General features: G+C 57.5%; 9 protein-coding genes. All 9 read right to left on the reverse strand.

Going from position 1 to position 11,730, the window contains the following annotated elements; all coding sequences use genetic code 11:
* Window positions 1-23: 23 nt before the first annotated feature.
* The 9 genes from tssE to tssJ are packed head-to-tail and all read right to left on the reverse strand — an operon-like array spanning window position 24 to window position 10,670.
* Window positions 24-437, reverse strand: a complete 414-nt coding sequence (gene tssE, locus KJA79_RS18655) for a type VI secretion system baseplate subunit TssE (protein ID WP_213043567.1) — start codon at window positions 435-437, stop codon at window positions 24-26.
* Window positions 438-453: 16 nt separating this feature from the next.
* Complete coding sequence (locus tag KJA79_RS18660; protein WP_213043568.1) at window positions 454-939, reverse strand: Hcp family type VI secretion system effector; 486 nt, start codon at window positions 937-939, stop codon at window positions 454-456.
* A 17-nt stretch (window positions 940-956) separates the two neighbouring features.
* Window positions 957-2,444 (reverse strand): type VI secretion system contractile sheath large subunit, encoded by a 1,488-nt coding sequence (gene tssC, locus KJA79_RS18665; protein WP_213043569.1) that lies wholly within the window; start codon window positions 2,442-2,444, stop codon window positions 957-959.
* A 27-nt stretch (window positions 2,445-2,471) separates the two neighbouring features.
* Window positions 2,472-2,969 (reverse strand): type VI secretion system contractile sheath small subunit, encoded by a 498-nt coding sequence (tssB, locus tag KJA79_RS18670; RefSeq protein WP_213043570.1) that lies wholly within the window; start codon window positions 2,967-2,969, stop codon window positions 2,472-2,474.
* Window positions 2,970-3,020: 51 nt separating this feature from the next.
* Entirely contained in the window at window positions 3,021-4,631 is a 1,611-nt protein-coding gene (tssA, locus tag KJA79_RS18675; RefSeq protein ID WP_213043571.1) for a type VI secretion system protein TssA, read from the reverse strand.
* Between the two features lie 40 nt (window positions 4,632-4,671).
* Complete coding sequence (gene tssM, locus KJA79_RS18680; protein ID WP_213043572.1) at window positions 4,672-8,172, reverse strand: type VI secretion system membrane subunit TssM; 3,501 nt, start codon at window positions 8,170-8,172, stop codon at window positions 4,672-4,674.
* Window positions 8,169-8,876, reverse strand: coding sequence for a type IVB secretion system protein IcmH/DotU (icmH, locus tag KJA79_RS18685; RefSeq protein ID WP_213043573.1), 708 nt, complete (start codon window positions 8,874-8,876; stop codon window positions 8,169-8,171). The genes tssM and icmH overlap by 4 nt, the downstream gene beginning before the upstream one ends.
* A 9-nt stretch (window positions 8,877-8,885) precedes the next feature.
* Complete coding sequence (tssK, locus tag KJA79_RS18690; RefSeq protein ID WP_213043574.1) at window positions 8,886-10,220, reverse strand: type VI secretion system baseplate subunit TssK; 1,335 nt, start codon at window positions 10,218-10,220, stop codon at window positions 8,886-8,888.
* A 15-nt stretch (window positions 10,221-10,235) separates the two neighbouring features.
* Complete coding sequence (gene tssJ / locus KJA79_RS18695) at window positions 10,236-10,670, reverse strand: type VI secretion system lipoprotein TssJ (protein WP_213043575.1); 435 nt, start codon at window positions 10,668-10,670, stop codon at window positions 10,236-10,238.
* Between the last annotated feature and the right edge of the window lie 1,060 nt (window positions 10,671-11,730).

Genomic DNA, 11,730 nt, shown 5'->3' on the forward strand with positions numbered 1-11,730 from the left:
CCACGAAACGGCAGGTATGCGGATCACTCGGCGATCTCGACTCGTCCCGCCGGACTGATCTCCGTCCGAAATTCCACGTGTGGTTCCCTCTCGCTAATGAGTGCCCCTGCGATTTCGAACCGCAGGATCGACTGCCCCGGTTCCGAAGGCACGTGCGTGACCGAGACGTCATGCAACCTGGGCTCGAACCGAGTAATGGTTCGCAGGATCGCAGCCTGTACCTCCTCCACTGCCGCTGCCTGGTCCTGCACCAACTCCGTGAGATCCGGCATCCCATAGTCCGGCTGAATCAAGACCTGATCCGGCCTGGTATTCAGCAGTTTCCTGAGGTGCCGAAGGATCGACTCTGCCAGCAGGTGGGGGCTTTCCCTGGGTGCCTTCGGACTTGCCGACCGCTCATCCCCCAATCGTTCCAACAAGCGACCTTCTCGTCCCATATTTTCTCCGTCTCACCTACTTCGGAACCTTCCAGTCATCCTGGGCCTCCTTCTTATCCACCTCATGCCGCCAAATGGCTTTTCGATACCGGAACGACACCTCCTCCATATGGCCCAGGTGTCCGAACGCTTTGTCGAGACAGTTCTGCATCGAGGGATGCATTTCAATCACAATCCCATCCTCGAACTTGGTCGTGAAATAATGTTCCTCCGTCCCGTCCTTCGCGATGCGGTACCATTTGATCGTGATGGTCTTCAAATGTTCTCCGGTGCAGAGCGCCTGATACAAAAGCGGCGAGGCCTTATCCACCTCCTTCACGATCGTGGCCGCACCGTGGACGCGCTTCCCCGACGCAAGCCCCGTTTGTGGATCGGAGGGAATGTGCACCTTATGGTCGAACGCCTGGACGAGAATCGTTCCCTCTCGTCCCTTCTGATCACACGACCCTTCGATCTTGCCTTGTTTTTCTCCTTCAATTTCCAAGTAGGCTGGAATCGGCATAATGCGCTCCTCCTTTCCTATTTCTTCTTATCGAGCCGACCGACCAGGGACAGCGTGAAAAAGGCACCCATATATTTGATATGCGGCACCACTTTCAGATCGACCCGATACCAGCCGGGATTACCCTCCACATCGCTGACCGTCACCTGAGCATCCCGGAGTGGACGCCGCCGCCGCACTTCTGGCGTGACGACATCCTGCGCAGACACGTACTGGCTGATCCAGGTATTGAGTTCCCGTTCCAGATCCGCCCGGTCTTTCGTGCTCCCAAGCTGCTCGGTTTGGAGCACCTTGAGGTAATGGGCCAAACGATTGACAATGAAGAGGTAGGGCAATTGCGTGCCCAATCGATAGTTGGCCTCCGCCACCTTGCCCTCCGCACTCTGGCCGAAGGTCTTAGGGCGTTGGCAGGAGTTGGCCGAGAAAAAGCAGGCGTTGTCCGAGCCCTTCCGCATGGTCAAGGCGATGAAGCCCGCATCGGCCAATTCCTTTTCGCGCTCGCCGGAAATCAGGATTTCCGTCGGTATCTTCGTCTCTATCCCGCCCATCGACTCGAACAGATGGACCGGCAGGTCCTCCACCGTCCCGCCGCTGATCGGACCGATGATGTTGGTATACCAGCGTGACTTGGCGAAACTGTCGGTCAGACGCGTGGCGAATGCGAATGCCGTATTGCCCCACAGGTAACTCTCGTGGCCGTTGCTGAGCGATTCGGTGTAATTGAAGACCTTCGCCGGGTTCGCCTCCTGACTGTAGGGCAGCCGCAGCAGAAACCGCGGCAAGCAGAGACCGACGGATCGAGCATCCTCGGAATCGCGGAAGGCGTTCCATTTGATGTACTGTGGGCCTTCAAAATGCGTCTTCAAATCTCTAAGGTTCGGCAGGCGGAGAAAACTCTCCATGCCGAAGAATTTCGGTCCGGCCGCCGCAAGGAACGGGGCATGCGCCATCGTGGCCACACTAGCGACATACTGCAGCAGCTTGACGTCCTGCGGGCCCGGACCGAAGTCATAATTGGCGATCATGGCGCCGATGGGATTTCCGCCGAACGTGCCGAACTCGGCCGTGTACAGATGCTTGTACAGGGCGGACTTGGTGACATCCGGCGCCTCCAAAAAATCGGTCAGCAATTCTTCTTTCGACACGTTCAAGATCTCGAACTGGATGTTTTCTCGAAACTCGGTCCGCTCCACGGCCAGCTTCAGCCCGCGCCACGCGGATTCCAACTTCTGAAACGTCGCGTGATGCAGGATGGCGTCGACCTGTGCGCTGAGTTTTCTGTCCAACTCGGCGATCATATCGACGACCATGGCCTGGTTGACCTTCATATCCTTCCGCTCCGGCACGAGGAGGGCCCGTACGATCGCCTCAAGGCCCTGTCTCGCCGGAGAATAGGCTTCTTCTTGCGGACGGATATCGATGGACGCCAACATCTGCTCGATCAAGCTGGGTTCGGCTTCTGCCACCGGTGTTTTGGTGGATGGGGTCTCTTGTGTTTCCGCCATGGCCTGTCCTCCTCCGGCATGAATAGACTATCGCGGTTCTCCCGCGCCCAATTCTTTGAGCAAGCGCTCACGCGCCTCCACGTCACTGAGCAAACTGTCGATCTTTTTTTTGAAGGCCGGCACATTGCCGAGGGGGCCCTTCAACGACTGCAATGCCGCCCGCAGCTCCAGCAGCTTATTGAGTTCCGGAACCTGTTGCGCGATCGAGTCGGGGCTGAAATCCTTCAAGCCGTTGATGCGAATGGCGACCGGAAGATCCTCGCCCTCTTTGCCGGAAAGTCGATTCGGCACCGTCATCGACAACTCCAGACTCAGACTCCGCATCCTCTCGTCGAAATTGCTCTTGTCGACTCCAATTTTCTTTCTGTCCTCTAACGGCGTATCGTCAGGCCTCAACGTGAAATCACCCATAAACACCATTTTCAAGGGCAGTTCCTTTTCTTCCGGGACACCCTCCGTGGCGGGTTTGAAGACGATATTGACTCTCTCTTCCGGTGCCACCGACCCTTCTTTGCCACCTGCCATGGCGCGCTCCTTCCTGTGTGAATCCTCGCAAGGAGGACTCGCTGGTTGACGCTATCGTTCGACTCGTGCCGATTGGTGTTTGCCTTCCATATCCAAGCCCGACAGCATGTCCACCCGGGAAATGCGGCGGTGAACCGCCTCGGCCCGATCGGCCCATTCCGCCGCGGGTGGCCTTGCGTCCTTCAGCAACTGCTGGAGGACCTGCCACATCGTCTTCCACACATCGACCGACAAGGTCGGTTCCCAGGCGTCGAGGGCAAACCGTACGATGGCCTCATCGAGGCCTTCCAGTTGCGACAGCGCGACTTTGAGATGCCCGGCCAGGAGACAGAGCTTGGCCGCATCCAGTCTCAACAGAAACCGCTCTCGTTCCGAGCAGGAGCCGGCTGATTCGTTCTGCAACAGCGCGATCGCTTCTTTCAGGCGTCCCTGCTCCGCCAACGTCGCGGCTTGCACATACAGGTCGTCAAGCCGGTTGCCCTCCAGCCCAGGCTTAATCGCGCCTCCTCTCTCGGAATCTGTCACATCAGCGGTGGTGCCCTGCAGTGCACCGATCCATTGTCTGGTCTCTTCGTCTGCAAAGGGCATATCGTCGGAAAATCGGCAGCCCGCGAGTTCCGGCAGTCGCTCGATCAAGGTTCTGACCTCATCTTCCATCGCTGTTTTTGCCTGCCGGTACGACGCTCCGAGTTGGCCCAACGCACGAGCCGCCATCCGATGGGGGTCAAGCCAGAACGGGGTCTCGGGACATTGCGACTCGATCTGCTCCAGAAGTTGAGCCCATACCCCCTTGGCATACAGCTCTTGGTATCGGTGGACGACATGAGGGGTGGGCGGAGGGATGCGCGACAAGCCATCGTCAATGGGTGAGGGCATCTGAAGCGTCGCCCACATGGTGGCCCGCACCAAGCGATAGGGCCACGGCAACGAGGAGTCTTGGCCCCTTGCGAACAGAGCGGCGCGCCGAATAAGGTCTCCGGCTTCGCGCAATGCATTGCGACAATCGTCCGCCGTGGTGATGGAGCGCGGCCCACCGGAGGTGGTCGGTGGCCCGGCCGCTCCGTGACTCTCTTGGCCCTTGCCTTCCGGCTTCGGTTCGGGCTGCCCCAGCTGTTCGATCTGCCGTGCGATTTCATTCCGCAGTCCCGCAAAACCGGGGGCCTTGTCCGCTGCCTTCTCGACGAGCAGCGTCTCAAGCACACGCAGGAGTTCTTCGCAGGTCCGCAACGGGTCGAGATCGTGAGACGAGAACCCTCTCTCGCCAAAGGCCGTTTGGAGTCTGCCCTCCAACCAGACCAGCACGTCCATGCGCTTCTGCACTCGCTTGGCTTCCGGATAGAGCGAATCCCAGTACCGGGCCAGCATGTCTCGCAAGCAAGCCAGTCCGGCTGCGAGCCCTGGAATCCCTTCTTCATGCAATAAGCCGAGACAGGCATAGGCCGCCGCCAAGAGGTCTTTCGATTTGTCGGCCAGGACTATCCGCCCCCCCGCCACAACTTGCCTCCAGTTCACCTGTTCGTGGGAGAGAGACTCCAGCTTTTGGATCTCATCCTGCATGGAGAGAAAGTCGGCATCGTCCCGGACAGGGTTGCCGGCGGGTGCATCGGCGCGAATGGGTTTGGCTCCGATGGCCTGCCACTCCATGGTTAAGTCGGTCACCATGTCGTCGTTCGCCTTTCGCTCCCCTCACCCATGGCTTCCATCAGGGGCATTTGAACTTCGCAAAGAAACCCGGGGCGAAGGGATGTTTCACATGCTCCGCCTTCAAATCAAACCGGATGACCACGGGATCCTTCATGCCGATCGAGAATTTCCAGGACAACCGGTATTCCGTCGGACTGATCGGAACAGGGCGGCCTTCCTGCAGCATCCTGAACAGCCCCCACCGCCCTTCATACTGTTTCGTGTAGCTCTTGCGCTGCGCTTCATCGGTGCCGACCGCGATCTGCAGCAGCGCTCCGCGTTCGTCCGAACGGCCGGTCCATTGGAACGGCGTGTAGAATTCCGGACCCATTTGATAGGTCAGTTCTTGCCCCTCAATCATCAGGCGAATTTCACTCAAGCCCACCCCGCCGGTCGCATGGGGCTTCAGCTCGAAGGGAACTTTTGGCTCCGGACTGCCCGAGGGGAACAGGGCGTCCGAAATGACCTTCACTTGCTGGAGAGCGGTTCCGGGGACGGTATCGGCAGAGGCCCCCGTCTTCGCAATTTCCTCTGCGGAGACCGGACTGACGTTCGACTTGTAAAACGCCAGCAACCGCCCGCTTTGAGGATTGAAGAAATCGATCAAGTTGGGAATCGTCACTTCATCCGCGCTGTCCGGACGGAATGGGTACAGACTTCCGATCGCCTGGGCACAATCTCGACTGAGTTCCTGCCTCTTTTCCACATCGACCATGTGGATCGGCTGCAGGAGAAGCTGTTCCGCTGAGGATCGAATCCTTTGATCGAGACGGCCCGTGATGGCCGCCAGGCGGTGTTCGGCCTGCAGTTGCTCGGAGGAAGGCGCGCCCCCCTCCACGCTTCGGCTTAAGGCATCCCGTAACTGTTGCAACTCCTGCATATACTGTTTCAACGGCGCCCCCTGGTTTTCTGGGCAGGACACGACGAATTCATGCAGGGAATGAAACGCTTCCGCGACGGGATGCGGCGAAGCACTGCCGTGAATCCAACCTTTGCTGACATCGCACACAAAGTCCGACAATTTGCTGAACGACGTGTGTTCGTCCACCGCCTTCAGCAGCGCGACGAGGACGGAGTTCTCCTGCGTCAACCCTTGCAGGAGCGTGATCGTCTCTTCCCGCGTACTCACGGCACGCAGTTTCACGGCGGCAAGAAATTGCAACCAGCGGCGGATATAGTCTTCGCGATACAACGTATGAATACGTCTCTCGACCTCTGCGCGCGGATCTTTAGGCACATCGAGGACCCACGAATCCGCGTAGGCCCGATCCAAGATCCGATCCATGACCTTGCGGAACAAACCGTTGTCGAATTGAGGCGTAAAAAACCCGGGAATCTCGTCGCTGCTTTCGAGCAGGCTGGTCTTTTGCCCCTGCAGGAGAGAAGCCAGCGTCACAGGGACCGGTTTGTATTGCTGCATCACTTCACGTTGGATGCGAGCGTAGATCCGCTCGGGGTAGGGCGATTGTTGCAACGCCGCTCTTGTCGCCGATACCAGGCCAAGATCTCGTGGGAAGGGAACCTGGTCCGGTTGCAACAGGCGACTGTAGAGGTCGATCTGCCGATCGATCGTGTTTTTCACATCGGCGGTCGCAGCCTTCTGGCCATACCGGGCCGGAAGGAGGTCCTGCCAAATCCGCCTGAGCCAGTCGGCAAGGAACGGCCGGTCCAGATGACCTGGCTCGGTCGCCCCCGACGTATAGGACAGCATGAGGTAGGTCTTGAGGTAGGAATAATAAAAATCGCTGTCGTGGGCCTGTGGCGCTCGGGATGGGTCGGCGGCGAATCCTCTGAGGTTCTCTTCCATATGCGTGCGCGTCTGGTCTCGATAGAATTTGTGGAACAAGCCGAGGTAGAAGTCTCGCGCGACAGGGTAGAGAGTCGTTTCTCGGTTCATGCCCCAGCGACGCGCCAAGGGCGGTCTCGTTTCGTGATCGGCCTGAAGAACCTCGATCTGTTGCCGGAATTGTTCAAGATCCCTGTCTTGTATCCCCTCCATAAAGGGTTTGGCCTCTCGGATAATCGCCTGATACACGTGGCCGGCGCTGGCTTCGATCCGATTGTGGAGGTCTCGATTCAAGGAAAAGGAATAGAGTGAGGCTCCGACAAACGCCACACCGGCCGCCGCCGTCCCGGCAGCCAGCGCCCGTGTCTTCAGCAGCAGACGACGCTGCACCCCGATCGAAGGGTGGGCAAGTCCTTGATCCGGAACGACGATCCCGCTGAACAGGTGTTTCACGAAGTAGGGTCTCTTTTCCCGTGGTTCTATAGGCGGAACCCCACCTCGTTCCTGGAGGCCGGCACGACGATTCACAAGCTGTATGACACCGTCCAGCGAGGGCCCTTCTTGAGTCGCGCTGGTGAGATAAAACCCTCTGAACAGCGGTCTGTCCTGAAACTGGCCGGGCTGGAACAGCAGATCGACGAAGCGAGTGAGGTTCGGCTTGGCCAAGGCCAGGTTCAAGGGAAAGCAGAAAATTTCCCTCGCCTTCTTCGAGCCGAGCACGGAAAGCAGTCGGGCATGACGCCGAACCAACAACGTTTGTAGCAATTCCGAGAAGGCTGTATCGAACTGTTTCTGAGGCGTCCCGCTGGACGCCGTTCCCGCGGAAAAGGTATGGCCCCATACCTGCTCCTCGCGACCGGCGTGATCTAAATCCTCAAAAAACTCAGCGAACCCACGCAACACGTCGCACTTCGTGAACACCAGATAGACGGGAAAGACCACACCAAGTCGTTGGATGATCTCTTCCAACCGCGCGCGGATCTGCTTTGCCTGCACATCTACATCCTTCTCCCTTGCTGCGAACAGGTCCGGCAGGCTCACCGTGACCATGACGCCGTTCACGGCATTCTCTTGGCGGTGGGCTGCAATCGACTCCAACAGCACCGACCACTCGCCGCGAGCCTCATCCCCCACGGCGCAGTGACCCGCCGTGTCGATGAATAGGGCTTCGTTCGTACACCACCAGTCACAGGTCCGAGACCCGAGTGTCCCACTCCCTCCCGTCTCATCCTTTCGGGGGACGATGACTTGCAGGCCGGAGTTCAACAGCATGGTGCTCTTACCGGAAGCCGGAGGGCCGACCAGGAGATACCAAGGAAGCGCCGAAAGGGCCTTTTGTCCGAAGGATGATTGTGCAAGTTCAACTATGGCTAGTTCGAACTCGGATCTGAGCCCTTCAATCCGTGTCTGCGACTCAGAAGAGGTTCGGCTTACCTGATCCGGCATCTGCCCCCTCAACGAGACGTCCGGGCCCGTCGCCTGCTTTTCTTCCCGATATGTACTGATCGTTTGATAGAGACCATAGGCGACCAAGACGGCCACGCCCGCAAAGGCCCGCGTCTCAAACCGCTCCAGGCCGATCAGCGCCCCGAAGGTCAACACCAGCACAACCAGCAACAGACTGCACCAGAATGCCGCCTGACGCGGGTGACGCTGCACGTACAACCTGGCCTGGTCGAGTCCGGTCTTCGCAGACTCCCGAAACCGCAACGTGATGTCGCTGATGTGTGTCATCGGTTCAACGTGACGACTTTCTCGCCCAACTCTTTGAGTTGTACAGCGACTGCGTCGGCATGGCGGCTGATGTTCAGCATGAGTATCAGAAACAGGCCCAGCACAAACAGGGTTCCCGCTGCCACCGCAATCCAAGGGGTGGTGATCGCGTGACGAGCCGGCGCAGGAATGCCGGTCACTGTTTCGCCGAGCGATAAGGGCGGCGCTTCTCCACGTTTCGCTTGGATGTCACGCCCCATTTCTTGCACCACGGCCTTGAGCTGATCTTTGCCTTGCAGCTTGTATTTGCCTTCAAATCCCAGTGCCAGACAGAGGTAGTACAGCTCGAGCAAGTCCATATTCAGTGGACGAGCCCCCCAGATCTCGTCCATCTGGTCGAAAAACCCTTGCCCCGCCGTGTCGGTGCCAAAGAGTTCGCTCTGCAAGCTCAACTCCGGCCATTGGTGTTTTTGAGGCCAGTTCGAGCCCATGATCATTTCATCCAGGTAGGCAGCGACGGCATACCCCGCCGCCTTCATGGTTTCTTTTGGCAGGCTAAGCTCATTCCCCGCCTGATTGACCTGATAGAAGAGGTCCAGCAGTTGAGACCGCAGTGCCCTCGGCTCTCCGCAATCCGCGGCAACCCGTAAGGAGATCCCCAACACCAAGAGATCATTGAAGAGGGTGATCAGATTCGCCTTCCGTTCCGTCACTGAGGCAGACATGGACGACACCTATCTGGTCCAGATGAGTTCCAACTTGGCCTCTTTCAAAGCCGGAGGCACATACACGGCGAGCGCCCGCGCTCGACAGATGGCCGCCCAGCGCGGCCCCTGATTCTCCAACCTGAAATACCTGTACCCTGCCTTGACCGCCATGGTCGGTGGAGGAGCCGCCACATGTGTGACCACCAACCCTTCGACAGCGTTGGACACGATGCTCTCCACCTCATCCGGCGCCGCGATGCGAACCTGCTTTACGAATTTGGGAAGCTGCTCATCCGTGACTCCTCCCGCAACCACGAGATAGAGATGACCGGATTGGAGCAGGAGCTCGTCTGCCACGGCCCCTTCCCAAATAAATTCTGTGCGCTGCGCAAGTGGAATCGACTCCATGCGTGTCTCTTCTTCTTTCAACGCCTGTCTGATTCTCGCGTCTATCTCCCGAAACACAGAGTACAGGTTGAAATGGTCGTATTGGGGGACCTCCATCGGATCGAGCATCGGGTAGACCGTGCTTAACTCGCCCAGCAGTCTGGCCAAGAGCAGATACAATCCTTCGGGGTGGGCATGACCTGCCTGAATGTAGTGTGCCAACACAGGGAGATGGGCATTGAGGATATGCAGACGCGAGCACCGAGCCTGATCCATGCCTCCCAAGCTCGCCGCAAGTTGTTGGGCCACCAGCGCCTTGCGCTTGGCGGACAGCAGTTCCAGCAGACTGCGTAATAGGCGCATGAGCCACGGTGAGGCACCGATGGTGAGGCAAGGAGGGAGGTACTTGTCTCGCAACACCAGGCCTCCACCGGAAGCCCTTTCAAGCTCCAATACTTTCAGCGTAATAAAACCGGCCGCATCTTCTCCCGAAAACAGAATTCGTAAGTTGGCTCTTGCGAGGAGAATTTCCCGTTTTTCTCCGGAATTAAGGTCCGCGACGCTGGCCCTGACCGCCACATAGCGGGTAGGTGCCCTGCCGCCGGTCTCGTCGAGGAGACAGTTCGGTCCATCGGTTCGCTCGGCGGGAATTCCTACGAACACATCCAAGTGATCCAAGGAGGGAGGGAAATAGTGGTCAACGGGGCGGGGCTCCAGCGGGCTCCCGTTCTCCTCTCCGGCGGCAACGCTGATCACCATCCCGTCCGGCAGGACACCTCTGAGCGCAAGAATGCGCACGATATTGTTTGCCAAATCGTCGGAATCCAACCGAACGGCTATCAACCCCCACCCGAAAGGATTCACCACGCGAAGCCGCTCCTGCAGCAACTGACCGTAATACTGATCCCATTGCTGAAAGTGGTGCGGGGCCAGGAACATGCCTTCATGCCAAACGACTTTGCCGGGCTGCCCCATAGACGAGCCTTTCGCTCAATCGACGATAATCTCTCGCTCTCGAATCTTGATCTTCACCGAGAGGATCCACAATTTATTGAGGTCCACCACTTGTCGCCATGCCTTTCCCTTTTCGCGAAACAACGCCATCACGCCGAAGTATTCCGCACCCTTCTTGCGCTCTTCCTTGAGAACCAACTCGGAATTGGGAAACAACGTGATCTCTTTCCTCCAGAGAATGTCTTTTTCAAGCACCTTATGGTCGCTCCTCGTAAGCGAGAGGAAATCGCCCTTTTGAAAACGCTCCTTGTTGCTGAGCTGATACAAACGCACGACAACCGGTAACGGCTTACCTTCCGCATCCCGGTGGGGCACCTCGGATTGCACAGCCACCTTAAGCGAGCCACAAGCCCCGAAGAGAAGCGCCAGCAGGCAGAGCAACAGCGATTGTCGAAGCCGCCCGAATGTCAAACGATCCAATGATTTCAGATTTGGGAGGATGGTGGGACAGCTCTCTCGGCAGCGGCTAGGACATGTACCAGGGGCGATTTCTCGCGACTCAGATAGGAGAAAACCTACAAGCGAGATGGAGTGCCTTAGCGGGGCTGTTCGTAAAGATTTGATCGTACGATGCCTCATAAGACCGATCTCTCCTCACTGTGGAGCCTCGACATGGCTCGCCTTCTGATAAAAGGGAACCCTTTTGGGGGCTGCGAGGAAGCCTGAATACGTACCTTTATTGTTTTGTGATTATTAGGCTTACCTCACCCATCCGATAGTCTCTTTTCATAGGCTCAGAACCGATCCATGAACACTGGGTTTTGGTCCAGCTGCGAATACCGTACCGTTCTCCTCCTCTGGAGTATCGATATGGATACAGACATCGTCCTTTCTAGATACACCCACCTATCAATACATTGTCGCTCGGCCGCATTGAGTTTGCTGTCACCTCTCATCTCATTGGGCAACAAACCGTCTTTCCGAAGAGTCTTACACCAACGGTGTTCTGTATCAGCTATCGATTATGCCAATGCCGTACCAAGGAAATTCGTGCTCGGATGGGAAGGAGAAACGCAGGAATCTCAGTTCTTTGTCACAATCACATTTGATAGGGGTCAAGACGGCTACTTCTGGATAAGCCAGCCTGTGGCAGTTTGCTCCAGTCTTGACTAAGTATTTGTCGCGAATGTCAGCAGAATGTTCTTGTGGGTCAAGACTCTTCCAATATATTCAAGTCGGCCTCTCTCCCATCGAGCATATGCTGATGAACTAGTTCTCAATCTCCTCCGCGGGTGCCGATTAGGCAAGAAAGGATGATCAGGACGCAGTTCGGATACCGTTGAGCCCCCGCCCCTCTTCACCGAGAAGGGGCGCGTTCAACAGTGGCAGATGAGCCAGTCGCAAGACGTGCGTTTTTCGAAAAACCTCTGCAGGGCGGTGATCGTGACTTTCCCCCTGATAACTAGACCATTGGCTTGGAAGTTCACCTGTGTTGAGATGGGCCCCACAGGAGGGGGCCATGACGCGGAAA

The organism is Nitrospira defluvii, from assembly GCF_905220995.1.
GTDB classification, from domain to species: Bacteria; Nitrospirota; Nitrospiria; order Nitrospirales; family Nitrospiraceae; genus Nitrospira_A; species Nitrospira_A defluvii_C.